Genomic DNA, 26,398 nt, shown 5'->3' with positions numbered 1-26,398 from the left:
TATGTTTTATTTGCACGAGGTAAATTCCGCGATAAGACCTGCGCGAGGTAAACTCCCGCCTACGGGGTGGTGTTATTTGTGGGCGGGGCTTTACGCCGCGCTTGTTGAGTTGTTTTATGGATGCGTGAAGGTAAACTTTCAAGAGCTGTGCGAGGTAAACTCTCAAGAGCTGCGCGAGGTAAACTCCCGCCTACGGGGTGGTGTTATTTGTGGGCGGGGCTTTACGCCGCGCTTGTTGAGTTGTTTTATGGATGCGTGAAGGTAAACTTTCAAGAGCTGTGCGAGGTAAACTCTCAAGAGCTGCGCGAGGTAAACTCCCGCCTACGGGGTGGTGTTATTTGTGGGCGGGGCTTTACGCCGCGCTTGTTGAGTTGTTTTATGGATGCGTGAAGGTAAACTTTCAAGAGCTGTGCGAGGTAAACTCTCAAGAGCTGCGCGAGGTAAACTCCCGCCTACGGGTTAGGTGATATTTGTAGGCGGGTTTTTTAATCGTTTTAGTAAAGCTAAACTTTAAATTCGTCTACCGACAAGCGTAGTTCTTCGGCAAGTTTTGCTACTTCTGAGCTTGAAATGTTGGTTTGGTTTGCGCCTTCGGCTGTTTGCTCTGCTATGGCTACAATCGACTCAAGGCGTTCGCTAATTTCTTGTGCTACTTGTTGTTGCTCAAGCGCTGCTGTCGAAATTTCTTCACTTACATCGTGGGCTTGCGAAACCGCAAATGTAATTGAATCAAGTGCACTGCTTGCTAGGTCTGTTTGCTCAACACACGATACCGCACGTTGCTTACCTTTACTCATTGCCGTTACTGCGGCTTCTGCGCCTGTTTGAAGAGACTCAATCATTGATTGTATCTCTTGGGTCGATTCTTGAGTTTTACTCGCTAGTGAGCGTACTTCGTCTGCTACAACAGCAAAGCCTCGGCCATATTCACCAGCACGTGCGGCTTCAATTGCGGCATTTAGTGCAAGTAGGTTAGTTTGATCCGCTATACCGCGTATTACATCTAAAATGCTGCCTATTGATGCGCTATCTTGATGTAGTTTATTAATAACTTGCGAAGCGTCGTCTACTTCACGAGCAAGCTGTTCAATAGTTGCTTTATTGTTGTTCGAAATACCTTTGACACGTTCAGCTTCTTTGTCAGCGTTTTTAATTTCGCTAAGTGCTTGTTGAGCGCTGTTGCTAACCGTTTGCGATGTACTGCTCATTTCGGTTGTTGCCGTTGCTGCTTGTTCAACTTGTGCTTGCTGATTACGAATTGCTTGGCTTGATTCTGCGGTAATGGCAGATGTTTGCTCTGATGCTGCTGCAAGCTGAGTAGAACGCGAAATAATGCCTTTAATTAAGCTGCGTAGGCTATCAATTAATGTATTACAACTTTTAGATAGTTCGCCAAATTCGTCTTTAGCGCTGTCGTCTAATCGTTGTGTCATGTCGCCACTGGCAACAATATCTAAAATACGGTTAACTTCAGCAAGGGGCTTAGTAATGCGGCTAACGGTAATAATAGCAATCGCGATAGCTAATAGAGTGGCTATAATCATACCAACCCAGGTCCACAAATTAGCTGAATCTACGTCGCTACGTACACCTTGCTGTAATTTAAACGCAACGTCACTTGCTTGATTAACTAGCTCATCAATTTGGTTAAGTGCCATTTTGGTTGCTTGCTCCGACTGGGCAAGTTCTGCTTGCGTAAGCGTAATCGAATCAATTAAACGCTTTTTATTTGCAGCTAAACTGTTACTACCTTTGATATTACTTTCTAAGGTATCAACATATTCTTTTAGGCTTGAATATAAATCGCTATGAGTTTGCTCTATTGCGGGCTGAATTAACGCAACGGTACGTACTACTTCTTCTAAGTAATACGTTTGCTCGTTTTTAACGATGTCGAGTGTATTAAGCGTTTTAACGGTTAGCATGTCGGTGCTGTTACTAACTACCGACATAAAGTTATTTTCTAGATTGTTTGCAGCTTGATAAGCTCGCGGGTGGTTTTGCTCAAACCCATCAATGTCGATAATATCAAGTACTACTGAGTTTGCATCTTCAGCTGTAAGCTCAATGTTTTCAAGTTGTGCTTTTAAAGCCTTGGTAAGTGCAAGCTGTTTGCTTTTATCTTCTAATAAATTTTCAACAGTACTTAAAAAGCTTAAATAGGTTTTTTCTACGTTTTGGCTGCTTTGATTTAGTGCTGCATCGTTTTTTACTACGTCTTGAAGTTCACGGTGCAAAGTGCTGAATAGCTGTTTTTGCTCAAGGACTTGTGATTTTATTGGTGCGAGCTCACTTGCTGATGAAGTGTAAAAGCTCGCTTGAGCGGCTTTACTCATTAAAATAAATTCGGCTTGTAGTTCAGAGCTTTTATTTAATGCAGGAAGTGATAGTTGGTTCACCTTTTGAGTAGAACGATCGATGTTTGCTATTTTTATTAAGGAATTACCACCAATTATTAATAATAATAAGGTGATAAATATAAAACCACCCCAAATACGTTGGCTTACTGTCAGGTTCATAAGATTTCCACTCAAAAGTACTTCAATTAAGACTTATCGGCTTTAATTAAGATAAGTTAAGTAATTAAAATCAATTACTTTAACTAATTTTAACTATTAATTGATAAATCTAACAGATGTATTAGTTTTTTTCAGTTTATTTAGATGAAAGGAGGGATTTTTCTACAATTACTTTTTTAGTACTTAGCTCCATTAACGTCATGGTGTTACCCCATACACAACCGGTATCTAGAGCATGAACGCGTGAATTACCCGTTTTACCTTCAAGTGCTGCCCAGTGGCCAAAAATAATATCGTGTTTAGTTTTAGCAATATTAGGGTGGTTAAACCACGGTGTTAATATTTGGCTATCGGTTACTGCGCCCTTTGCATTAAGCTCAAGTTTGTTGTCACTCGTTAAAAAGCGCATGCGGGTAAAATAGTTAACTATGTATCTAAATTTTTCAAAGCCATCAAGATTGCTTGACCACTGCTCTGGGTGAGCCTGATACATGTGTTCAAAAAATGCTTTAGCACTACTTGATTGATAACAGCGTTGTGCAAATTGCGCTTGTTTTAGCGCATATTCAATTGACCAGTCGGGATTTAACCCTGCGTGAGATATAAAACAGTTATGCTTTTTAAGCTCTAAAGCCAATGGTTGTGTTTGTAAAAAGGCGATGTAGTGCGCTAATTTGGGGCTTTGGAATATTGGGTTTAGTTTATCTTTTGGATTGGTAGGCTTGTTAAGGAAGTAGCAGGCAATCATGTGGAGGTCGTGATTGCCTAAAGTGATGGTCATGCTATTTTGATGTTGGTAAATATAGTCTAAGCAGGCTAGGGAATCTGGCCCTCGGGCAACTATGTCACCAACTAAATAAAGGTGATCTTTACTTGGGTTAAAATCAACCCGTTGTAAAAGGGTGCTAAATTCACTAAAACACCCTTGTAAATCACCTATCGCATAATCTGCCATCAGTGGTTACTACTTAATGTAAAATGTTAGGGCAAGCCAAACGAAACACATTAATAGGCGCCTGAAACTCAGAGCCAAATTCGTTGCGTAACGTATAGTGGCCTTGCATTGTGCCTACCGGTGTATCTAAAATTGCACCGCTGGTGTATTTATAGCTTTCGCCTGGGCCAATGTCTGGCATTTCACCAACAACGCCTTCACCTTCAACAGTTACTTCTTTGCCATTTGCATCGGTAATTAACCAATAGCGGCTTAGTAGTTTTGCACTACATAGGCTATGGTTTTTAATTGTTACTGAGTAGGCAAATACGTATTTATCAAGCTCAGGTTGAGATTGACCTTCTACGTAAAATGTTTCTACAGACACCTTTACAGGCGATCCAATATTACTGCTTGTTGTCATAAATCCAGTTAGCTATATCAATAAATTGTTGTAAAGATAAGCGCTCAGCACGTAGCGTTATGTCAATACCAATGCTAGTAAGCTCTTCTGCGGTAAGTAAGTTACCTAAACTATTACGTAGCGTTTTACGGCGCTGGTTAAAGGCTTCTAAACACACGGTGTTTAAAATTTTAACGCTTTTTGCTGTACGTTGCTCTGGCTTTTTAGGTATTAAACGAATAACCGCAGAGTCAACTTTTGGCGCTGGTTTAAAGCACTCAGGTGGTACTTCAACAACCGGCATTGCATTACAGTAGTATTGAGTCATTACGCTTAAGCGGCCAAATGTTTTACTACCTGGGCCTGCTACCATGCGTTTTACTACTTCTTTTTGAAGCATAAAGTGCATGTGCTCAATATGATCTGAAAATTCAAAAAGATGAAACAATAACGGTGTCGAAATATTGTAAGGTAAGTTACCAAACACTTTTAATTTTTTGTCATCGCGAACCAAGCTTGCAAAGTCAAACGTCATTGCATCGCCTTGGTTAACGGTTAATTTAGGACCCAAGAATGGGTGTTCAATTAATCGTTGCGCTAAATCTTTATCTAATTCAACAACCGTTAAATGGCCGCTTAAATCGGCTACTGGCTCAGTAATTGCGCCAAGGCCGGGGCCAATTTCTACTAGGTTGTCTTCTGGTTTAGGATCGATCGCAGAGACTATTTTGTCGATGATAGATTCATCAAATAAAAAGTTTTGCCCAAAACGCTTACGAGCGCGGTGTCCTAAATGTACTTTATCGGTCATTGATTTGTGCTTTTTCTTGGGCGAGCTTAATTGCTTCGCGGATCGCTAATTCAAAACTGCCAACGTCAGCTGTACCAGTTCCTGCTAAATCAAGTGCAGTACCGTGGTCAACTGAGGTGCGGATAAATGGTAAACCAAGGGTAATATTTACCGATTTACCAAATCCTTTGTATTTTAGCACAGGTAATCCCTGATCGTGATACATAGCAAGCACTGCATCTGCTTCAGATAGGTATTTATCTTGAAATAAGGTATCGGCCGGTAGTGGACCAATTAAATTCATACCTTCGCTTCTAAGTATCTCAAGCGTGGGCGTGATTGTTTCTATTTCTTCACGACCTAAATGGCCATCTTCACCGGCATGTGGGTTTAACCCGCATACTAAAATACGTGGTTTTTCTATACCAAACTTAGTTTGTAAGTCGTGATTTAAAATACCCGCTACTTTAGTTAAGCGCTCAGGTGTAATTGCACGCGATACATACGCAAGTGGAATATGAGTGGTTACCAGTGCAACGCGTAAGCCTTCAGTTGCAAGCATCATAACTACATCAGCAGTGTTTGATTGCTGCGCAAAATACTCAGTGTGCCCGCTAAACGAAATGCCCGCTTTATTAATTATGCCTTTGTGAACAGGGCCAGTAACAACCGCGTCGAAGGTGCCATCCATGTTTTTTTCGCTTGCTATACGCAAGGTATCTAACACGTATTGGCCGTTACCGTCGTTTAGTACGCCAAGCTCTACATCAGCTCCTAAATCAACCTGATGAATATACAAGCTGCCAGCAGGTGCTGCTTTTGCTGGTGCGTTATCATCAAATTTAATTAAGTTTATTGTTAAGCCTAAATGCTTTGCACGTTCTTTTAATAGCTTGCCATCGGCAATCGCTATAAGTTGAACATCCCACGCTTGCTGAGCAAGCGTGAGTAGCAAATCTGGGCCAATACCGGCTGGTTCACCCGGTGTAATCGCAATTCTTAAGGTCATATTTATTAATCTATTGGGAAAATATCAACGTGAGCTTGCTCGCGCATTTCTTGCTGCCAGTTAAAACTTTCTTCCTTAAATTTACGGTTAAATAACATGCCATGAGCACGGTTACGTTTAGCAAGCTCTGTTTTATCAGCTACACGTTTACCAAGTAACTGCACAATATGCCAACCAAACTGTGTTCTAAACGGTTCGCTTATTTCGTCTTGCTTAAGAGACAGCAATGTATCTTTAAACGCAGGTACGTAAGTAGTTGGATCTGTCCAATCGTACTCGCCACCTTTAAGTGCAGAGCCTGGATCTTCTGAGTATTCTTTAGCAAGTTCGCCAAAGTCAGCAGTGCCTGCACGTAATTCTTTTGCAAAACCAGCAAGCATTGAGCGTGCTTTTTCTTCGCTTAAAATAATCGAAGGCTTAATTAATATATGGCGTGAACGTACTTCAGTTGTTTCTACAATTTGTAAACCACGAACGTCTTGTACTTTAATGATATGAAAACCAGCACCAGAGCGAAGCGGGCCTACAATAGCGCCTTTCTTTTGACCTTTTACTGCTTCAGCAAAAAGTGAAGGCATTTCGTTAATGCCCATGTAACCAAGTTGGCCGCCTTCAAGTGCTTTAGAGCCGCTTGATGATGAAATAGCAATACGCTTAAATTCTTGACCATCGTTCAATAGCTCAATAACTTTATCTGCACGTGTTTTTGCATCAGCAATTTCATCGGCCGTTGCATCGTTAGGGATATCTATTAAAATATGGCCAATGTCGTACTCTTCAGCACTTTGACCTTGGGTTTCCATTATTTTTAAAAGGTTATCAACTTCTTGCTCACTAATATAAATACGGCGATCAACACTGGCACGTGTTACTTGCTGTGTTGTGATCTCTTTACGAATTTCTTCACGGTAGCTTTGAAAGCTTTCACCGGCGCCTTCAATAGTGCGGCGTAAGTCGGCAATGGTACCGCCTTGCTCTTTTGCCATGCTTGCAAGCGTTTGATCTAGTTGGCTATCTGAGATTTGTAACCCCATACGCTCAGCCATTTGCATCATAAGTGCTTGATTTACTAAACGCTCAACTGCTTGTACACGAAGCGTTTCGTCTTTTGGTAATTGCTGGCCTTGTTCTTCGGCTTGCTTTTTAACACGGTTAATAATGGTGTCTACTTCGCTTTTTAAAATGACGCCTTCGTTTACAACGCCAATCACTTTATCTATTTCGACTGGTGCAGCCATTACACTTTGACAAAGGCTGACACTTAAAACTGCTGATGTTAATAATTTTTTTAAATTCATATTCTTTTTACTACTCTGCTAATAGTACTGTTGTGATACCAGGGTCTGTTGACCTCTCAGGATTAAAATTTGTTCAACCTAGAGGCGATTTAATCGCGGCACGAGGTTTGTAACCCAGTGGAATAAGTAAAACCGAGCAAAGCTTCCGCGTCCTGCTCGCGCCTCTTACCTACACCTAAAGAGTTAATCCCCCTAGGATGAACCCTAGGGCAGCGCATGTTTGGCATTTATGCTGCGTTATCGCCTATTTATGTGGAACAACCACACAACATAGGCTCTGCCTTGCCTAAAAACCAAACATACGGCTGCAAATTCAACCTCGAAAGATAAACAGGCCCTAGTTACTAAGAAAATACGGTCTACGATAGCCAAAAATACCTTGTTGTAATAATTTTTGTGCATCATAACGGCTTTTACTGCCAAGTCCTTTTAATACAAAATTCAAACTAATACCTGAATCAAAAGTTGCTTGTTCTTGGCCTATTGATTGATTTAAGTCAGTTTCAATTTGGCGGTGCCCAGTAATTTGGATAGCCCAACAGCATGATTCATACTGAAATCCGCTCAATACTTCGATACTTCTGTTGTTTTCAAGATCTCGATGGTAACTCGCAATAAATTGCCATTCGTCGCTAATAGGAATACTCGTAAATACACCTGCTTGCTCGATTGTATTTCCTGAGACATCATTTGCATAGCGATGGTTCAATTGTACTACCTGATTATTATCACCTTTATAATCAAGCGTTACATTTGACTGTACCATTTGCTTGCCATCTGTATCGTATTGAATACCTCCTGCGAGGTACCAACGGCGGTGCCAATGTAACATGGTTTGAGCTGCAAATAGTGCATTATAATTAGTGTCTGAGTTTAAGCCTTGCTCTGTTGGCTTTGCATCGTCACTTAAATAAAATATTTGGCCGGCACTAAAGTTAAACACTTCTTCTTGTTTTTTATCAAATAAGCGCGTTGTAGCACCTAAAGTAAACTGATTCGCAGCGGCTATGCGGTCAACGCCCGAAAAACGCACGTCTCTAAATAAACCATAATAATCGTCTTGTAGCTTGGTTGTATCAAACAAGCCAATGTCTGACTGATCTTTATTAGGTGTATATAAATATTGAATTTGAGGCTCTAACGTTTGTATACCATCTTCAAAAAAGTAAGATGCATCACGCTCAAAATTAAGCTGAGAGTACAAACGTACTTTAGGGATAGTACGCGATACGGTATCGCTATATTGCGTGCCGGTTAAGTTTCCGCTTTGTTTATAATTAGTTTGTAATAAGCTCACTTCAGATAAAAAAGACCATGCATGATTAGCATAGTTGTAGCGAGCTTTAGGTTCTATGTGTACACGAGTTGCGTTGTCTATGGCCACTTCTGATGAGTCATTAGTAAAATGACTGATTTCGCCTGACACACTAAAGTCAAAGTTATCAAAACGCCATGGGGCGGTTTGCGTAAAGTTAATTTGCGGCAAAGCAGTGTATGACTCTAAGTGATCGCCCAGTACTTCAAAGTTTTGTACTTTAATATCGGTGCGCCATGTATCACCTAAATGCGTAAGTGAGCCGGTACGATATAACTGAGTATCGGTTTTACTTGCGTAGTTTGAAGTTAAGTCGGTGATGTAGTTATCATCGCTCACATTGGTTATATCAACATTTGCGCGCCAGTTTTCACCTAGGTAGCTTTGTTGTTGCCAATGAAACATGTAGCGTTCATTTAAATCTGGCTCAGAATCATCACTATCTAAATACTCAATTCCTACTAAGCCTTCATGCTGCTCTGTTAGGTATCTAAATTCGGTTTGCAGTTGCAGCCCTTTGTTAGACATATAACGAGGCGTAATTGTGGCATCAAAATTAGGCGCAATATTTAAATAGTACGGCGTAATTGTTTCAAGACCGTATTTATCAGAGCTTGAAATAGTGGGGGTAAGTAACCCCGATTTACGGCGTTCATCCAGCGGAAATGTAAAATAAGGCAAATATAAAACAGGTGTATCTAGAATGCGTAATACCGCGTTATATGTTTCGCCCCAGCCTTCTTCGCGAGAAAGGTTTATTTCGTCAGCTTCAATTTCCCATACAGGGGTATCACTTGGGCAAGTAGTAAAGCTTGCATTCATGAGTAATAAGCCAGACTGATTAACAGTGAGCTTTTCAGCGCCGCCTTTACCTTGTTGCTCGGTTAGGCTGTAGTCGGCGCCTAACAAACTAACTTCTGAATTATTTAAATCGGCATTTAATCCGGCGCTGTTTACTTTACTTACGTAATCTTGATAAGTAATTGGCCCCGTTGCATTTAATAAACCACGCTGTTTGTCTATCAACGCAGTTTGTGCGGACAAACTCATCTTAAGGGTGTTAATATCAACATTGCCGGTAAATTCAGCGCTTTGAGTGCCAAGTAGCTCAACATCATCAGCTTGAATATCAACTTCACCAAGGTTAAGGCCTTCAAGTGGTTGCCAAGCTCTGGTTTGCATTGAAATGCCACAAAGGTTGTGTGCCAATTCAGTTTCGGCAAGCGATGGTGCGCTAACAACGCTTAGCATCAATATGCCCCAGGTTTTGCTCATTTATCGACCTTAATACTGTGTGTTTAATATAATATACACATAATAAAGGAAAATAATGGCAATTACAGTAATTGACCTATAAAAATAGATATCTTATAAAATGACACGCTTTGAGAATTTACAACAATTTATAAACTCACACCTTAATGCTAAGTCGCATACTTTAAACGCGATCACGGGTGATGCGAGTTTTCGCCGTTATTACCGTTTAAATCACGATAATAAGCATTTAATAGTGATGGACTCTGATCCAAAAAAAGTGAATAACGACCCCTATATTTCACTAAATAAGGTGTTTACTGAGCAAGGTTTTTTACTTCCTACTATTATTGCAAGTGATGAGAAGCAGGGCTTTTTTATTCTCAGTGATTTAGGCTGTACGCACCTAGCTGACATGCTTGATGATGCAAACCGCACCGAGCACTATCAAGCATTAATTAGTTTAAGCGCTCAATGGGCTAAAACGCCGCCAGCTTCTGCTATGCAAACGTATAACGAAGATTTTATAAAGTTAGAGCTAGATATATTTAGCCAGTGGTTAGTGAGTGACTTTATTAATGAGCCACTAAGCGCAGAGCAAAACGTAATGTGGCAAACAAGTTCAACGCTATTAATACAGGCCATGCTTGAGCAACCCACTGTTACCGTTCATCGCGATTACCATAGTCGTAATATTATGAATAGTAACGGCCAGTGGGCAATTATAGATTATCAAGATGCTGTACGCGGGCCGCTTTGCTACGATTTAGTATCGCTACTACGCGATTGCTATTTTAAATTGCCTCAACAAGAGTTAACAAGCTTGCTTGATTTTGCTTATCAAGAATTTACAGCTCAAAACTTAATGGTTAATACTTCGTTTGATGAGTTTAAATATTGGTTTGATTTAACCGGATTACAGCGTCACTTAAAAGCGGCGGGTATATTTTGTCGATTATATTTGCGCGACGGTAAAACAGGTTATTTAGATAATATTTTACCGACTCTTGATTACATTATTGAAGTAGCGGCAAATTACCCAGAGCTTAAAGGATTGAGCGAGTGGACAAAAAATACCATAGTGCCAAAAGTGACTGAAAAGCTAGTAAAGGAGCGCTCATGAAAGCGATAATTTTAGCTGCAGGGCGCGGGCAGAGAATGATGCCGCTCACGCAAAATATGCCAAAGCCAATGTTAAAAGTGGCGGAAAAACCACTTATTGAGCACCATATAAATAATCTTAAAGCTGCCGGCATTACCGATATTATAATAAACCTCGCGTGGCAAGGTGATAAAATAAAAGACTACTTTAACGATGGCAGTCAGTTTGGCGTAAACATATTTTATAGCCAAGAAGTTGAAGGTGGCCTTGAAACTGCCGGTGGTATTATTGAAGCGTTACCGCTGTTGGGCGACTCGTTCATTGTTATAAATGGCGATGTATACACAGATTATGATGTGAGTGCACTAACGCAGCTGCACTTACAACCCGGTGAAGCGCACATAGTGCTGATAGAAAACCCGCCTCATAATCCAGATGGCGACTTTGCATTGGGCCATTTATCGCCAGATAGCCAAAAATATACATTTTCGGGGATTGGCCGGTATCAGGCTGATTTTTTTAAAGGATTAACGCAGGGTATTCGCCCTTTAGGGCCTATATTACGTGAAAAACTAAGTGAACATTTAGTCTCTACTGAGCTCTATATTGGGCAGTGGGATGATATTGGTACACCTGAGCGTTTAAACCAATTAAACAGGCGCCTTGAGGCGTAACAACTCAATTTTTAAAAAGGCAGTATTATAGATGTGGGGAAAAATTCTCGGTTTTTGTTTTGGCTTTATGTTTGGCAAAATTTTTGGTGCCATTTTAGGTTTATACCTAGGTCATTTATTTGATAAAAGCTTAAAAAATAACTTTGATAAAGCAGGCGGCTTTTCTAGTCTATTTAGTGGTGACGACGTGAATGAGCGCCAGGCTTTGTTCTTTTCAAGCTGCTTTGCGGTAATGGGGCATATTGCCAAATCGAACGGTCGAGTCAGCGAAGTACATATAAAAGCGGCTAACTTGTTTATGGACGAAATGGGCTTAAAAGGCGAAGAACGCCGCGAAGCACAACATGCATTTCAGTCAGGTAAAGAGAGCGACTTTTCACTTAAAGAAACAGTGCACGACTTTAAAGAGCGCTTTGCTAAACGAAATGATTTAATACAGTTATTTTTAGAAATACAAATTCAGATGGCATTTTCTGATGGCGTGCTAGCCGAGCAAGAAAAGCAACTATTAGCAGAAGTAAGTAAACAGCTAGGCATTTCTAAAACACACTTTGCATTTGTATTAAAACGTTACCAAGCTGAGTTTAACTTTAGAAAGCAACAACAGCGCTTTAATCAGCAGCAACAAAATCAAGGTCAAAGTAGTAGTTACCGTGAGGGTTCTGGCCATCACGTACCGCCAAATAATAATATGGACCGTGCGCAAGCATTGGCATTATTAGGGCTAAATAGCGATGCAACGCAGCGTGATATAAAAGTAGCGTACCGTAAACTTATGTCGCAACATCACCCAGATAAATTAGTGTCGCAAGGTTTACCAAAACACATGATGGAATTGGCTGTTAAAAAGAGCCAAGATATTCAAGCTGCTTATGAGTATTTAAAAAAGTCGGCGTAAAAAGCCGTCTATTTCTTTTGTTAGGCGTGCGTGTTGATCGGGTTGATCGCGCAGGCCAAACAACTGGCGTTGGCGGTAGTCAAACTTTGCATTTCGGTTAACCCAGCGCTGACGGCTTTTAAGGCTCATTAAAATGTCTGTGCTGTCATTTGCATAGTAAATATCAAGCAAGGCGGGTGTAACAAGTGATGCTGTTTGGCTCAAGCTTTCGTTACGCTTTGTGTTAGGCAGGTAACTACTTAAACTTATAAACGCATCCAGTCTCTCATCCGGAAAATCTGCATAGTACTCCAACAACACGCCAGCACTCGTGCCTTGTGCAATAACCACTATATTACTCGAATCTTCCATAGCAGTTTGATACAGCGCATTAAAGCGAGAAATGAGATTTATTTTATAGTTATCAAGTATGTCATCGGTTACTTTTTCAATTGCATTAACGTAATGAGGCTCATCTTTTATTTTTTCAGGCTGCGGTTGCGCGTCTGTTGTGGTGTCGGGTGATGCAGGCTCCTCGGTTTTGCTAGGCGCAACTTCAGCCTCATTTGGCGTTGTTTTTGCCATTTTACTAGCTTGCCAATCAATGTCGGGCACTGTCATTGCGTAGGTGCTGTAACCTAAGTTATTAAGCTCTTTACGTAAGTAACTCATACCTGAGTTGTTTGTTGGGGTAGAGTGCCAGTCGGGTATAAGTAATACAACCCCTCTCAAGTCGCTACTCATATACTCGCTGTAAAGGCTTAAAAATTCTGTTTCGCCAGCTAATATAGGCTTTATTTCATCGCTTGGAAGTAGTCGCTCAATGTCGCTATTTTCAATACTTGAAAAAGTTGGAGGGTTAATATGTTCTGCCGCGCTGATAGGGTTAGCCAAAAGTAACGCACAGCTGAGCTGTATATAAAAAGCCCCTTTTAAAAACCGTGTAAACACCATAATAAACCTAACTAATGACTATAAATTAGGTATCGGCAACGTTAGCTAAAAGTTTAGGATCAATTAATTAGTAAATTAGAGCCGATTAAAACTCCAATTTAGCTTCAAAAGTAAGTACTTGCTCAGTTACAGGGTGCTTTAATTGCAGCATTTGTGCATGTAATTGTAAGCGAGGAGCGGCAGCAAGTGCCTCTTTGTGGGCGTAAAGTCTATCACCTAAAATAGGATGACCCAGGCTTAGCATATGTACACGTAACTGATGCGAGCGACCAGTGATAGGCGTTAGCTCCACACGGGTTGCATTGTCTTCACGCTCAAGTATTTTGAAATGCGTAAGCGAAGGTTTACCTCTGTCGTGATCAACCATTTGTTTTGGGCGATTAGGCCAATCACAAATAAGGGGTAAATCTACTGATCCTGTTTCAGCTTCAAGTTGTCCGTATACACGTGCTATGTAACGTTTAGCTGTTTCGCGCTCTTGAAACTGCATACTTAAATGTCTGTGCGCTGCTTTATTCATGGCAAGGCACAGTATGCCAGAAGTCGCCATATCTAAGCGGTGCACTATTCTTGCTGTTGGAAAAACACGATTAACACGATTAATTAAGCTGTCGGCATGTTTAGGATCTTTACCTGGGACAGTTAATAACTCACTTGGTTTATTAACTATCAGTAAGTCGTCATCCTGAAAAAGTATTGTTAAATACGGACTCATAGGGGGGTTGTAGTTAACTAACACGGCCGACCTTAGTAATTTTGAAGGGCGCTATTTTAGTGGAGCAAGTTAAAAGGCTCAAGTAAAAGTTTGGCTATATTGTTTTAACTAATAATCCAAACTTAGGCTCTCTTAAAGGGCTTTTATAGTTTGATTTCTTGCGCTGTTAATAGGCGATATTCACCGCTAGCCAAGTTTTCATCTAGAGTAATACCGGCAATCTGCTCGCGATGTAACTCAACTACTTTGTTATCTACCGCGTAAAGCATACGCTTAACTTGATGATACTTACCTTCACTTATTGATAAACGCAGGCCGTAATTAGCAAGCTTTTCGGCTATAGCTGGGCGAGTTAAATCTTTTTCGTTGTGCAGCATGACACCTGTACGCAGTTGCTCAAGTGCTTCATCGGTAATAGGTTCTTGGGTTTCGACTAGGTAGGTTTTAAATTTATTGCTTTTAGGTGACGTAATTTTATGTGACCAATCGCCATCATTAGTAATAATGACTAAGCCTGTAGTGTCTATATCAAGGCGACCTGCCACGTGAAAGTCACTCATATTTGGCTCATCAAGTAAGTCAAAAACAGTTTTATGTAGCTCGTCACTGTTAGCACATACATAGCCAACAGGTTTGTTTAGCATGTAATAACGCTTACCTAAAAATACCAAAGGTGTACCTTGGTATAGTACTTCATCTTGCTGGGCTAGCTGAAAATTATGTGATGTGATTACTTCACCATTAACGCTTACTTCTTTTCGCTTAATACTCGCGCGAGCTTGGGTACGCGGTATTTCAGCTAAGTGGCTAATAAATTTATCTAAGCGGCAAGGGAATTTCATTTTGGTTCACATTTTTAGTCGGCTACAATGGGCGCGATTATAGCCGATAGTGAAATACCATGACAGTGCACAGCACACAAATTTTAAGCCTTTACCAAGCAAAAATAAACTCGGGTGAACTATGTTTTGATGCTGCGCAGCAAAATGCAGTGGAGGCTTTAAATACATTAAGCGAGCAACTTCAAGCTCACACATCATGGTGGCAAAAAGCGCCTTTAATAAAAGGTGTATATTTATATGGACCAGTAGGGCGTGGTAAATCAATGTTGATGGATTTATTTTATAAAAACCTACCTACTGAGCAAAAGCAGCGGCTGCATTTTCATCATTTTATAGCGCAGGTGCATGCCCAACTTTCGCAGCTACAAGGTCAAAAAAATCCATTAATTTTGATTGCAAAACAGTGGGCTAAAAACATCCGCATACTGTGTTTTGACGAGTTTTTTGTGAGCGACATTGGCGATGCCATGATTATGGCGAGATTGTTCAATGCCTTGTTTGAACAAGGTGTTGTGCTGGTGGCCACATCGAACGCAAAGCCAGAGCAACTTTATTACAACGGCCTGCAACGAACGAGATTTTTACCTACCATCGATTTAATTAATAGCCATTGCCATATAATTAACGTAGCAGGGGAGGAGGATCACCGCTTTAGATATGGTAAAAACAGCCGTCACTATTTTATTAATTTATCAAATCACGATTTTGAAAATGAGTTTTTAACTTCTTATACAGAGGTAACATATAGAAATACAATTAGCGTGCATGGCCGCGATTTACCTTATTTATTAAAAGCCGATAACGCATTGATGATTGATTTTATGGCGCTATGCTCAGGCCCTCGTAGTGCTAACGATTATATGTTTTTAGCAACGCAATTTGATGTGTTATATGTATCGAACGTGCCGCAAATGGGGGTTAAAGCAACGGGTAAAGTTATTGTACACGGTATAGAAGATAGTTATCAGCGTGAAAAACAAACGCTTGATGAGCACACCTTTGACGACGAAGCACGTCGCTTTATTGCCTTAGTAGATGAGTTTTACGATTGCCATAAATTACTGGTGATAAATGCTCAAACCGACATTGAACATTTGTATAAAGGTAAAAAGTTGAGCTTTGAATATGCACGCACGCAATCGCGCATAGTCGAAATGCAAAATTGGTAACGCTTTGGTTTGATATATTGTAGATGTGCTTGCTCATGAGAGAAGCGCAGCTTCTAATTATTAAGCCATTTTAAAAACTGCGTTTTTACACGCTACAAGTTAACCCCACAGCTACACCTTGGCGGTAGGCGTTTAGCTTGCTCACGTAAAACCTATAAACTTATCCTTCTTGGCGCACTATATTCTCAAGGGCGCGAATATTGGTTATTAAATCTTGGCGTTGTGGGTTTGCTTGCAACGCTTTTCTAAGATGTTTTAACGCGCTCGAGTAGTCTTTAGAATCAATCGCTATTTGCGATAATCCAAGCCATGCAGATAGTTGATAGTCAGGCAGAGCCTGCGCGCGTACATACATTAACCTAGCTTGCGTAAGCTGATTTTTATCACGATAAATACTCGCTAAACTAAGTAGGGCATCACCTAAATTCGGGTTTATTTTAAGTGCATTATTTAAGCTTTTAAGAGCGCGCGTAGTATTACCTTGCTGCATAGCAAGTTGTGCACTGTATACAGAAAACTGCGCTTGTTCGTCATGGGGTAGCTGTTTAGTTAATCTTTTTGCACTGCCTATTAGCTCTTTAGCTAAATCCCATTTTTGCTGAGATACAAGCCAGCCTAAAGTTTGCATCGTGGTATTAATAATCTCAACTTGCTGCTGTTTAGTGGCGTGTTTTAAACCTTGCTTTAATAAGCTAACTGCACGTTTACTACTGCCTTCGCTTAAATGTAATTGCGCAGCAAGCAGCTGGTTACTGGTATCTTTAGGGTTGAGTTTTAAGGCCACTTCAATAGCAGCAAGCGCTTGCTTTTTTTGATCTAGCTGTAGTGCTATTTGCGCACGTTGCAACCAAAGTTCAGCTTTATCGGGGGTTTTATTAAGTAACTCTTTAAGTAATGCATTTGCCTGATTTAAATCACCCGATTCAATTAACGCAAATAACAACCCTTGTTGGTATTGGCTTGTTTCTGGCGCTAGCATAAGTGCTTGGCGGTACGCCGCTACAGCGCTCCAAGGTTGGTTGTGCTGTACGTGTATATAAGCAAGTTGCGCATAACTTTGTGCGTCAGCTTGGCCAAGTTCAATACTGTGAACTAAGTGTGTTTGCGCTTTGTCATACTTTGCTTGTTGCATGTATAAAAGGCTCAAACCTTGGTGTGCTTTTACTAAATCAGGTGAGGCTTTTAAACACGCTAGGTAGGCTCGTTCAGCGTTATTAAAGTCTTTTGTTGAAAGCAAAACTTGTGCACGTAATAAGTTTAAAGCAGTGCTATCTTCGCTTATATCACGGCCTTTAAATAGCGCAGCAACTTCACTGTAATTACTGGCTTGTAGGAGTGGCTGCACTTGGCGAGCAAAACCGCGCTCGGTCGGCTCAATAAGGACCTCTGTAGGGCCTAGTAATTTATTATTTATAGCCAACTGCCATGTTGGATCGCTAGGCGATAACGTTACTTTTAGTGGCGCATTAGTATCACTGGCAGCGCTTGCATGTACGTTACCTGCACTTAATAAAGTTAATGAGCACATTACAGTCGTCAACAGTGCGGAAGTTAATGGTTTTAGCGTTTTAAATATATTCATATTTTTCATTTTTATAGGCTTAAGGTTTAAATTCGATTGGCCAAATAAAGCGAGCGCGTACTGTTTCACCTTCTTTTTTAGGTGCACTAAAGCGGCTTTGTTTAATAATTTTGTCGATAGCTGGTTTAAGTTCAGGATATGGATTTTGTACTACCTCAATTAAACTTAACTTGCCACTTTCATCAATAAATACATCGAGTTTTACAGTAAATACATCAACACCTCGGCGGGTTAAGCTTTTTGGTAAAACGGCTTTAACAGGTGTAAGTAAAGTGGGGAGGCCATCGAGTTGATTTAAGCTAAACGCATCCCAATTTACACTCATTGATTGCCATTGTGGCGCGCTTACTTTTACGCTAGGTGTATCGGGTTTTACAATACTTAAATTGCTGTTTATCTTAATTTTAACGGCTTGAATAGACGCGCCAGCCCCTTCTACCGTTAAGCTTTGCATTGGCTCACTTGTTTGCTGTTGCGATATTGATGGCGCAGGAGGAGGTGGCAGTGCCACCATGGCAATCTCACGTACAAGCACTTTGTCTTGCATATGGTGTTCGGCAAGTTGCCCAAGCCATAAAAGTAGTAATGCAGCACTAAGCACAATGAGGCTAAGGCCAAATGCAAAAAGTGGATGGCGATTGTTTTTTGTTTTTTGAAGCGAGTCAATCGTGTGCATATTATTGCTTGGTCGCTAAGTTAACTTGCGCCGCGCCTGCCAGCTTTGCTTCGTCAATTACTTGAACAAGTAATTCTGTAGGTACTGTTTTATCAGCTTGAATAACCACAGGGCGTTGTTGCTGTTTTAGCATTTGCTCGACACTACTACGCACGCCAGCAACACCAATTTGGCTACCATCAAAAAATACTTGTTGAGAGTCGGTTATAGCTAAAAATATAACTTGTTGCTCAAGACGGCTGGCCGATACGGCTTGTGGTTTATCAACTTCAACGCCGCTTTCGCGTACAAATACAGTTGTAACAATAAAAAATATTAGCAATATAAATACCACATCAAGTAGTGGCGACATATCGATATGTTGCCCCGCTTCTTGCTCTAGCTTGTGCTTTAAACGTGATTGCATAGTGTTACCCTAACTGTTTACTTAACGTATGTAATTTAGGGTTACGCTGCGAATACGCTAAGTAAGCTTGCATTAACCACGCGGGAATAGCGCACACAAGGCCCAATTGAGTTGTTAGTAATGCATCACCAATGGCATCACTCATTAACTCGTTATGGCCCAGCGCCATTACTTTAAATGTATCAAGCAAACCAACAATGGTACCTAATAAACCAAGTAGCGGAAGAGCAGCCGTTAAAATAGAGCTAACCTCTTGCCAGTAGCCTTTGCGCTGCGCTTGGTATTGTTTAAGGTGTAGTAAGTCATGAAAAATTAACTGGTATACAAATAAAGCGAGTAAAAGAATACACCAGCAAATAGGGTTACTAACGATTTTTTCAAACATTGGTTTCTCCTTTTTCTAGTTGACTTAGCTGTAATGCAAAGCCTTCGAGTTGGCTGTAGTACGCTTTTGCTTTACGCGATAGCAGTGCATTTAATACCAGAGCTGGTATGGCAACGACTAAACCTAATTCAGTTGTTATAAGTGCTTGTGCGATACCGCCCGATACAACTTCTGGGTCACCTGAGCCAAACAATGTCATCATTTTAAATGTTTCGATCATGCCGCTAACAGTACCTAACAAGCCAAGTAGTGGAGCTACTGCAGCTGTAACGGCAATAGCGCCAATAAAGTTATCGAGTTTATGCTTATCGTGAATTAACTGATTAAATAATTGATCGTCTCGTACTTGGCCTTTTTCGCTTTGCAGCGTTAAGTTAAATAACTGCTGCTGCATGCCTGCAAATTCACTGCTATTTTCAGCTTTAAAAAATTGCTGTAATTGCATTTGAGAGTGCATTTTAATTTCACTTAAACGCAGTAGTTGCGCGGCTTTTAATAGCGCAATGGTTAGTGCAAAGCAGGCAAATAAAATAATAGGGATAGCCCATAAACCGCCTTTTTCTAAGTGTTCAAGCGGACTTTCTTGTTGGGCTTGGCTAGTTACTAAGTGCGTTAAACTAGGATCAAAAGTAAGTAATGTTGAGCCTACACCGTTTTGCTTTAAAGTATTATCGAGTGGGTTATCGTCACTTGCTGATTGTACTAACGCTACCTTTAATGCATTAGATTCATCATCCAAATTTAATAAACCCATAAGTTTAGGTGTTTGCGTACTAAACCATGCAACAGGCCCTACTTGTAGGGTATTAGCTTGGCTTAATTCGCCATTACTTAGCACAACCGATTGTTTTTTAAACTGTGGATAAAGTGCCTGCTCTTGATTATTAATTTGCGATATAACGCGGCTTAATAACTCGTTTTGGTTATTAGTCGACTCGTTACTGCTAGCACTATTGCTGGTATTTTGGCGCACAAAACGGCTAAGTAAGTTTAATTGATATTGCTGTTGCTGTTGCCAAGTATCTAATCGGGTTTGTAACTGATCGAGACTTAATGTGTTTTCGTCAGCTAGGCGGCGATTAACGGCTGCTTGTTCGCGCAATTTACTGAGCGATTGCTGCTTGGTAAAAATTTGCTTTGCAAGGGTAGCTTGCTCTTTTGAAATACTATTTTGAGTTTTATTTAGAGTACGTTGCGCTGTTTTAATATCACTTAAAATACTTTGTTTAGCATCATCACTGCTGGCTGCAAAAGAAACATTTGCGCTAAAAAGTAAAACCGTGGCGCTAAATACTGCAATTATGCTGTTAGTAGCCATTATTTAGCCCCTTGCTGGTTTTTATTTACATAACTTAATATTGGGAGTGTTACCCAATCAGCAGCGCGCTTTTTTTGCTGTACAGCAATACCCAGTGCAACTTGCTCAGCATTAATGCTTGGGTCAAATTCCCACTGCCAACCTAAGTCACTTGGAAAACCAATACCTACGTAACTTAAATCTTCGCTTACAAACCATGCTTGTGCTGCACCTAAATAAAGCTGCTTTACCCACACTTCTTGCCCATCAGGATGCTTAATAGCCATTTCGTGAATAGAAATACGTTGTTGAAAATCACTAAGTAACGTCAGCATTTTTAGGGCTGTTTGCAATTTGTCAGTTGTACTGAGTTTTGAATCGCTTAAATCACCGGTGTTTTTCCAACTACTTAAAAGTGGCGGGGGGAGTTGCACTTGTAATGAAAGTAATTGCTGAGAAATACGCGCTAGTTGATCATTTAATTGCTGTTGATCATTTTCAAGTTCTGATTGCTGAGTAACAAGCTGTTCGCGTTTTTGGGCAAGCTCACTGGTGCTTTTTTTTCTACGCTGATTAAGCTCGCTAAGTTGCTGCTGCTCAGCATTTAGAAGCGTTAAGGTTTGCTCCATGCTGCTTTTTTGTTCAAGCCAATGAGTATTTAATTCTGTGTTTTGATTTTCTATTTGTAGCCATTTATTAACGAGTTGTTCTAGCTCACTAACAGTGTCGGCTTTTACTGCCATAGTGCTACAAAGCGCGATAACTACGCTAATTGGTTTAATTAAGCTTCGCATTACTTAACAACAATCCTGAAAGTTACGACAAGCAATTACAAGGACGTAATTACTGTTAATTTTTGAGTGTGTATACAATATAGGAATTTACATAACAATGCAATTGATAACAGTTATCGTTTACATTGCGTTGTTTGGGTGGTAGGATTTCGCCGAAATTAAATATGTACCTTAAATTAACAATAGTTAAGTGCTTAATAAAAACTACGGAGTAACCATGAGTAAGCCATCGAATAAAGGAAATGCCTACATAAAGCCAATTGCAGCGGTTGTTACGGCAACGCTTTCAACTTGGGCAAGTGCACAGGATGTTCAAGAACTATCGGTAACTAAAGCAGAAACTAAAACAGAGTCTAGCTATGTTGTTGAAAAATCAACGTCGCATAAATACACTCAACCGTTACTCGATACAGCTAAAACTGTAACGGTAATTAACCAAGCGGTAATGAAAGATAGAAACGTAGATAGCTTACGTGATGCTTTACGCAATGTGTCTGGTATTTCTTTAGCTGCAGGTGAGGGTGGCTCACCTACTGGCGATAGCATGTCGATTCGTGGTTTTAGTGCAACAAATGATATTTTTGTTGATGGTATTCGTGATGTTGCAGGTTACACACGTGATATTTACAACATTGAAGCCGTTGAAGTTGCAAAAGGCCCAGGCTCAGCAGTTTCTGGTCGTGGCGCAACAGGTGGTAGTGTTAATTTAGAAAGTAAAAAGGCGAAGTTAGACAGCTTTAACGACGTTTCGCTACGTTTAGGCACAGAAAACGATTACCGTGGTCGTTTTGATACTAACATTCAAGTAAACGACACAAGCGCACTACGTATAAACCTTCTTACTGATAAAGGTGATGTTGCAGGTCGTGACCATATTGAAAACGAAACAAATGCTGTTGCGTTTGCATTTGCAACAGGGCTTGGTACAAACAGCCGTTTTGATTTAAACCTAGAGTATCAACGCCAAGACAATTTACCAGATTACGGCATTCCGTGGGTTTACAGTGATACGCCAGTAGCTGAACTTGCAGATAGCGCGCGCTCACCTTCTCCTGTCGATTTTGATAATTTTTACGGTAATATTTATCGTGATTACGAAGATATTGAAGCCTACTCAACAACAGCTCGTTATGAGTATGATTTTTCTCAAAATACTACGTTACGTGTTCAAGGTCGTTTAGGTAAAGTAAAACGTGAATCAGTAACAACTGCACCGCGTTACTTCTCTGTTACAACAGACACTGACATTACCTTTGCAGATGAAAAAACACGTGATACAGAAAATTCACTTGCTGCACTTCAAGTTGATTTAATTGGTAACTATGAATTTGCTGGCTTTACTCACGATGTTGTAGTGGGTGTTGAGCTTGCAAATGAAACGTTTACACGCCATAACTTTGTTGCAACTACGCCTGATAACCTAATTGAAGACGAAATACGCAATGACTTATACAACCCTGATGCAACAATTGCATTTACCGGTGTATATGGTCGTGACGGTAGAAGTATTGAAGCTAAAGCTAAAAACCAAGCTATTTATGCATTTGATACAGTAACACTTAATAAACAATGGGAAGTAACGGGCGGCATTCGTTTTGATAGCTTCACTACGGATTATCACAACGATTATAATGACCCAAGCGCTTTAATTTCTACAAGTGATGACTTATTTAGTTGGAATGCGGCTGTAGTTTATAAACCAGCCGATAACGGCAGTATATATTTAGGCGCGGGTAATTCATTTAACCCATCTGCTGAAGGGCTAACGGTATCTACACGTTCAAATGCAGCTGATTTAGATGCAGAAGAAAGCCGCAGCTACGAGCTAGGAACTAAGTGGAGCTTAATGGATGGGCGCCTGCAAACTAATGCGGCACTATTTCGCACTGAAAAAACCAATGCCCGTACTGATGACCCTTTTGCAGATAGCTCAAGAGACGAAATACTCGGTGGTGAACAGCGCGTACAAGGTTTAGAGCTTTCAGCGACAGGCTTAATTACTAAAGAGTGGACTGTAATTGCTTCATACACTTACCAAGATAGCGAAGTAACTAAAGCATTAGGCGACGACGCAACTCAAATTGGTAACGAACTTGCACGTACGCCTAAAAATAGCGCAAGTGTTTGGACTACATACGATATGTCGGATAAGTTATCGTTTGGTTTAGGTGCGCAATATGTAGGTGAGCGTTACAACGGTACTACTGCAACACGCTCTCGAGCGCCAGGTTATACTATTTTTGACCTGATGGTTGCGTATGACATATCAAAAGATTTGAGCCTGCAGTTTAATGGTGAAAACTTAGGTGATAAAGATTACGTTGATCAGCTAGGTGGCGGGCACTTTGTACCAGGTGATGGTCGTAAGTTTAGCTTAACAGCGAGCTACTCTTTCTAAGAGTAAAATAAGTACGGCATAAAAGGGCAGAGTTAACTCTGCCCTTAATTATTTGATAAAAATGTGAGAGGGCGCACATGCTAGTTAAAATTCCAGAGCTATTAACGAAAGAAGAAGTGGCTTATTGTCATGAGGTTTTGCTTAAAGCGCAGTGGGCTGATGGCAGTATTACCGCAGGACATCAATCAACCAAAGCAAAAAATAACTTACAGCTACCTGAAAATAGCCCTGAATGCCAAGAGCTTGGCGACATTATTATGGCAGCACTTGCGCGCAGTAATTTGTTTATGTCGGCAGCACTTCCCGCAAAAATTTTTCCTCCGTTATTTAACTGTTATCAAGGCGGGCAATCGTTTGGTGTGCATGTAGATAATGCAATCAGGCAAGTGCCGGGTACGCCTGTAAAAATTCGTACAGATGTATCAATGACGTTATTTATTAATGACCCTGAAGACTATGAGGGCGGTGAACTTGTTATTGAAGACACTTATGGCTCACATAGCGTAAAGCTGCCAGCAGGCAGTATGGTGCTGTACCCTTCAACGAGCTTACATCGTGTAATGCCTGTAACGAGTGGGCGTAGATTAGCCTCATTTTTTTGGTTACAAAGCATGGTAAACAGCGACGAAAAACGTGGTTTGTTATTTGATTTAGATATGTCGATTCAAAGTTTGTGCAGCAAAGTAGAAGATAGCCCAGAGATTATTCAGTTAACGGGTGTTTATCATAACTTGCTAAGGCAGTGGGCACAGACATAACGAAGATACTCGTTATTAAATATTGGATATTAGATATAAGTAATTAAAAGCTGCGCTTTTCGCGTGAGCAAGCTCTCCGCCTACAGCTAAAGTCTAGCACTGTGGTTTAATTCACTTGTAGACGCGCTGCTTGCAGGCGTTCAAAAACGCAGTTTTTGGGATGGATATTTAAGTAATTAAAAGCTGCGCTTTTCGCGTGAGTAAGCTCTTCGCCTACAACACCGCTATAAATAAAATTGAACACGGTATTTAAAATACTCTGTAGGCGCGGTTTTATACCGCGCACTTACTTTAAGTTTGAAACTTGCTTTACTTAACCCTTATAACCATTAGGGTTATTTGACTGCCAACGCCATGTATCTTGCATCATTTCATCGATACCGCGTACTGCTTCCCAGCCAAGTTCATTAAGTGCTTTTTCTGGTGCGGCATAACACGCTGCAATATCACCAGGGCGACGAGGGGAAACCTGGTAGGGTACAGCCTGATCGCTTGCTTTAATAAATGCATTAACCATTTGCAGTACAGAGTAACCGTTACCAGTACCTAGGTTATAAACTAATGCGCCTGTGCTAGTGGCTATTTTATCAAGCGCTTTTAAATGACCCATTGCTAAATCGACTACATGTATATAGTCGCGTACACCTGTGCCATCAATGGTATCGTAATCATCACCAAATACAGCGAGTTGCTTTAATTTACCGACCGCTACTTGTGCAATAAACGGTAAAAGGTTGTTCGGGATACCGTTAGGATCTTCACCAATTAAGCCCGACTCATGTGCACCTACTGGATTAAAGTAACGCAAAATAGCAAACGCAAAGCGCTCATCTGATTTAGCGATATCTTGTAGCATCATTTCAACCATTAGTTTAGATGTGCCGTACGGGTTAGTAGTACCGCCTACAGGGAAGTCTTCTTTAATCGGTAAGCTTGCAGGGTCGCCGTATACCGTGGCTGACGAGCTAAATACTAACTTGAATACACCCGCGTCGCGCATTGCATCAACAAGCGTAAGTGTACCTTGTACATTGTTTTGATAGTACTCAACGGGCTTTGCAACCGACTCACCCACTGATTTTAAACCCGCAAAATGTATAACACTATCAACCGTGTGTTTTGCAAATACTGAATCTAAAAAGGGTTTATCGAGAATATCGCCTTGGTAAAAAGTAGCTTCTTTACCTGTGATTTTTTTTACGCGTGCAAGAGATTCTTGTGATGAGTTACTTAAATTATCAATAACAACAACATCGTTACCTTGCTGTAAAAGTTCTAAAACAGTGTGCGAGCCAATATAGCCAGCGCCACCGGTTACTAAAATAGTCATGAAAGCTCCGTGGGTACCTTTTATCAATTGAGTTAATTTCACCATAAATAGAGGTGATTTACATGCTTTATCTGTAATTTCTATAGTTTAAATAACATCTTTTTTTAATAACGGTAAATCAAGCACTTTTGATTATATTTTACTCAGTACAAGTAACACTTTATACTTAAGATTAAGTTATAGTTAATAAACAAGTGCTAAAATGAGTCTAGTAATAGCTAATGCTAGGTTTACTCCAGTCTACACTTTTGTGATTGGTCTACCTCTTTGGAGAAAGATATGAATTTAGTTAAAAAAATAGCAGCAACAATGTGTATTGCATTGCCTGCACTTGCCCATGCGGGTGAGTCTGTTGTTAAATGGCATGACTTTAATGATTATCGTGATGTGCGAGCGTCAAACCAAACTAAGAGCTCATATCATAAAAATATTGCGGCAAGTTTTGAAAAACATATGGCTAAATTAGCTGAGCAATTGCCAAAAGATTATAAATTAAATGTAGAGTTTACTGATTTAGATTTAGCAGGTGATGTACGTTATGGCGGTATGGACGAAATTCGTGTAGTAAAACCGATTTACTTTCCACGCATTAAGCTAAATTATTCGTTAACCGATAACGACGGTACAGTATTAAGTAAAGGTAGTGACGTAGAGCTTAAAGACATGGGCTTTATGGATAAAATTAAAATGGGTCGCGACGAATCATTTTATTACGAAAAACGCTTACTAACAGAATGGTTTGGTGAGCAAATATTACCAAGTTTAGATTAACTCAAAATAATAATGCCGCTAAATAGCTAACACCGATCAGTTAAGGTATTTTTGATCGGTTGACCGATTTTTTGGTTGCTTCACAATACCCTTATCATCTTTTGATTATGAGGGTATTTTTATGCTTAGTCATTGGTTACTTGATA

24 protein-coding genes are annotated in these 26,398 nt (G+C 40.4%); 7 read left to right on the top strand and 17 right to left on the bottom strand.

What is annotated here, in order from left to right:
- Nucleotides 1-503 precede the first annotated feature (503 nt).
- From I6F53_RS00120 to lptD, 7 genes are all read right to left on the bottom strand, one after another.
- Entirely contained in the window at nucleotides 504-2,519 is a 2,016-nt protein-coding gene (locus tag I6F53_RS00120) for a methyl-accepting chemotaxis protein (RefSeq protein WP_166419417.1), read from the bottom strand.
- A 136-nt stretch (nucleotides 2,520-2,655) separates the two neighbouring features.
- Nucleotides 2,656-3,474 (bottom strand): symmetrical bis(5'-nucleosyl)-tetraphosphatase, encoded by an 819-nt coding sequence (locus I6F53_RS00115; RefSeq protein ID WP_166419416.1) that lies wholly within the window; start codon nucleotides 3,472-3,474, stop codon nucleotides 2,656-2,658.
- A gap of 13 nt (nucleotides 3,475-3,487) precedes the next feature.
- On the bottom strand, nucleotides 3,488-3,877 hold the full coding sequence (apaG, locus tag I6F53_RS00110; RefSeq protein WP_166419415.1) for a Co2+/Mg2+ efflux protein ApaG: 390 nt from the start codon (nucleotides 3,875-3,877) through the stop codon (nucleotides 3,488-3,490).
- Entirely contained in the window at nucleotides 3,861-4,667 is an 807-nt protein-coding gene (gene rsmA, locus I6F53_RS00105) for a 16S rRNA (adenine(1518)-N(6)/adenine(1519)-N(6))-dimethyltransferase RsmA (RefSeq protein WP_002960838.1), read from the bottom strand. The genes apaG and rsmA overlap by 17 nt, the downstream gene beginning before the upstream one ends.
- The gene (gene pdxA, locus I6F53_RS00100) at nucleotides 4,657-5,655 is read right to left on the bottom strand and encodes a 4-hydroxythreonine-4-phosphate dehydrogenase PdxA (protein ID WP_166419414.1); all 999 of its coding nucleotides are present in this window, start codon (nucleotides 5,653-5,655) and stop codon (nucleotides 4,657-4,659) included. The genes rsmA and pdxA overlap by 11 nt, the downstream gene beginning before the upstream one ends.
- A 5-nt stretch (nucleotides 5,656-5,660) precedes the next feature.
- Nucleotides 5,661-6,953: a peptidylprolyl isomerase SurA gene (gene surA, locus I6F53_RS00095; RefSeq protein WP_197238140.1), complete on the bottom strand. Its 1,293-nt coding sequence runs from the start codon at nucleotides 6,951-6,953 to the stop codon at nucleotides 5,661-5,663.
- Nucleotides 6,954-7,290: 337 nt separating this feature from the next.
- A complete protein-coding gene (gene lptD, locus I6F53_RS00090) occupies nucleotides 7,291-9,543 on the bottom strand; it encodes an LPS assembly protein LptD (RefSeq protein ID WP_166419412.1) in 2,253 nt (750 codons plus the stop codon).
- A 100-nt stretch (nucleotides 9,544-9,643) separates the two neighbouring features.
- Here lptD and I6F53_RS00085 point away from each other — a divergent pair, with 100 nt between their 5' ends.
- The 3 genes from I6F53_RS00085 to djlA are packed head-to-tail and all read left to right on the top strand — an operon-like array spanning nucleotide 9,644 to nucleotide 12,196.
- On the top strand, nucleotides 9,644-10,645 hold the full coding sequence (locus tag I6F53_RS00085; RefSeq protein ID WP_197238139.1) for an aminoglycoside phosphotransferase family protein: 1,002 nt from the start codon (nucleotides 9,644-9,646) through the stop codon (nucleotides 10,643-10,645).
- Nucleotides 10,642-11,298, top strand: coding sequence for an N-acetylmuramate alpha-1-phosphate uridylyltransferase MurU (gene murU / locus I6F53_RS00080; RefSeq protein WP_197238138.1), 657 nt, complete (start codon nucleotides 10,642-10,644; stop codon nucleotides 11,296-11,298). The genes I6F53_RS00085 and murU overlap by 4 nt, the downstream gene beginning before the upstream one ends.
- Before the next feature lie 31 nt (nucleotides 11,299-11,329).
- Complete coding sequence (djlA, locus tag I6F53_RS00075; protein ID WP_197238137.1) at nucleotides 11,330-12,196, top strand: co-chaperone DjlA; 867 nt, start codon at nucleotides 11,330-11,332, stop codon at nucleotides 12,194-12,196.
- On the opposite strand, the gene I6F53_RS00070 is transcribed toward djlA, so the two are convergent.
- From I6F53_RS00070 to rsuA, 3 genes are all read right to left on the bottom strand, one after another.
- Nucleotides 12,179-13,129 (bottom strand): DUF3530 family protein, encoded by a 951-nt coding sequence (locus I6F53_RS00070; protein ID WP_166419408.1) that lies wholly within the window; start codon nucleotides 13,127-13,129, stop codon nucleotides 12,179-12,181. The genes djlA and I6F53_RS00070 overlap by 18 nt on opposite strands.
- Nucleotides 13,130-13,214: 85 nt before the next feature.
- Entirely contained in the window at nucleotides 13,215-13,868 is a 654-nt protein-coding gene (rluA, locus tag I6F53_RS00065) for a bifunctional tRNA pseudouridine(32) synthase/23S rRNA pseudouridine(746) synthase RluA (RefSeq protein WP_166419407.1), read from the bottom strand.
- A 119-nt stretch (nucleotides 13,869-13,987) separates the two neighbouring features.
- Nucleotides 13,988-14,686: a 16S rRNA pseudouridine(516) synthase RsuA gene (gene rsuA / locus I6F53_RS00060; RefSeq protein ID WP_166419406.1), complete on the bottom strand. Its 699-nt coding sequence runs from the start codon at nucleotides 14,684-14,686 to the stop codon at nucleotides 13,988-13,990.
- Nucleotides 14,687-14,745: 59 nt separating this feature from the next.
- On the opposite strand from rsuA, the gene zapE reads away from it, so the two are divergent.
- A complete protein-coding gene (gene zapE / locus I6F53_RS00055; RefSeq protein ID WP_166419405.1) occupies nucleotides 14,746-15,855 on the top strand; it encodes a cell division protein ZapE in 1,110 nt (369 codons plus the stop codon).
- A 160-nt stretch (nucleotides 15,856-16,015) separates the two neighbouring features.
- Here the strand turns inward: zapE and I6F53_RS00050 are convergent, their stop codons facing one another.
- From I6F53_RS00050 to I6F53_RS00025, 6 genes are read right to left on the bottom strand one after another with little or no spacing between them, the layout of a single operon-like run.
- Nucleotides 16,016-17,437 (bottom strand): tetratricopeptide repeat protein, encoded by a 1,422-nt coding sequence (locus I6F53_RS00050; protein ID WP_197180378.1) that lies wholly within the window; start codon nucleotides 17,435-17,437, stop codon nucleotides 16,016-16,018.
- A 19-nt stretch (nucleotides 17,438-17,456) separates the two neighbouring features.
- A complete protein-coding gene (locus I6F53_RS00045; RefSeq protein WP_166419403.1) occupies nucleotides 17,457-18,113 on the bottom strand; it encodes an energy transducer TonB in 657 nt (218 codons plus the stop codon).
- A gap of 1 nt (nucleotide 18,114) precedes the next feature.
- Nucleotides 18,115-18,519 (bottom strand): ExbD/TolR family protein, encoded by a 405-nt coding sequence (locus tag I6F53_RS00040; RefSeq protein WP_010555259.1) that lies wholly within the window; start codon nucleotides 18,517-18,519, stop codon nucleotides 18,115-18,117.
- A 4-nt stretch (nucleotides 18,520-18,523) separates the two neighbouring features.
- Nucleotides 18,524-18,904: a MotA/TolQ/ExbB proton channel family protein gene (locus tag I6F53_RS00035; RefSeq protein WP_002960812.1), complete on the bottom strand. Its 381-nt coding sequence runs from the start codon at nucleotides 18,902-18,904 to the stop codon at nucleotides 18,524-18,526.
- Nucleotides 18,897-20,222 carry a MotA/TolQ/ExbB proton channel family protein gene (locus tag I6F53_RS00030; RefSeq protein ID WP_197238136.1) on the bottom strand — a complete coding sequence of 442 codons (1,326 nt, stop codon included), beginning with the start codon at nucleotides 20,220-20,222 and terminating at the stop codon, nucleotides 18,897-18,899. Before I6F53_RS00030 ends, I6F53_RS00035 begins: the two co-directional genes overlap by 8 nt.
- Complete coding sequence (locus I6F53_RS00025; RefSeq protein WP_166419401.1) at nucleotides 20,222-20,995, bottom strand: DUF3450 family protein; 774 nt, start codon at nucleotides 20,993-20,995, stop codon at nucleotides 20,222-20,224. Before I6F53_RS00025 ends, I6F53_RS00030 begins: the two co-directional genes overlap by 1 nt.
- A 217-nt stretch (nucleotides 20,996-21,212) precedes the next feature.
- Here I6F53_RS00025 and I6F53_RS00020 point away from each other — a divergent pair, with 217 nt between their 5' ends.
- The gene (locus I6F53_RS00020) at nucleotides 21,213-23,393 is read left to right on the top strand and encodes a TonB-dependent receptor (protein ID WP_166419400.1); all 2,181 of its coding nucleotides are present in this window, start codon (nucleotides 21,213-21,215) and stop codon (nucleotides 23,391-23,393) included.
- Nucleotides 23,394-23,470: 77 nt separating this feature from the next.
- Complete coding sequence (locus I6F53_RS00015) at nucleotides 23,471-24,151, top strand: Fe2+-dependent dioxygenase (protein WP_197180380.1); 681 nt, start codon at nucleotides 23,471-23,473, stop codon at nucleotides 24,149-24,151.
- Between the two features lie 313 nt (nucleotides 24,152-24,464).
- Here I6F53_RS00015 and galE read toward each other — a convergent pair whose 3' ends face one another.
- Nucleotides 24,465-25,481: a UDP-glucose 4-epimerase GalE gene (galE, locus tag I6F53_RS00010; RefSeq protein ID WP_165729230.1), complete on the bottom strand. Its 1,017-nt coding sequence runs from the start codon at nucleotides 25,479-25,481 to the stop codon at nucleotides 24,465-24,467.
- A 279-nt stretch (nucleotides 25,482-25,760) separates the two neighbouring features.
- On the opposite strand from galE, the gene I6F53_RS00005 reads away from it, so the two are divergent.
- Nucleotides 25,761-26,252 carry a DUF3016 domain-containing protein gene (locus tag I6F53_RS00005; protein WP_165729228.1) on the top strand — a complete coding sequence of 164 codons (492 nt, stop codon included), beginning with the start codon at nucleotides 25,761-25,763 and terminating at the stop codon, nucleotides 26,250-26,252.
- The last annotated feature ends 146 nt before the right edge of the window (nucleotides 26,253-26,398 follow it).

The organism is Pseudoalteromonas sp. SWN29 (assembly GCF_015864465.1).
Lineage (GTDB): Bacteria > Pseudomonadota > Gammaproteobacteria > Enterobacterales > Alteromonadaceae > Pseudoalteromonas.
This window is presented reverse-complemented; position numbering and strand designations above follow the sequence as displayed.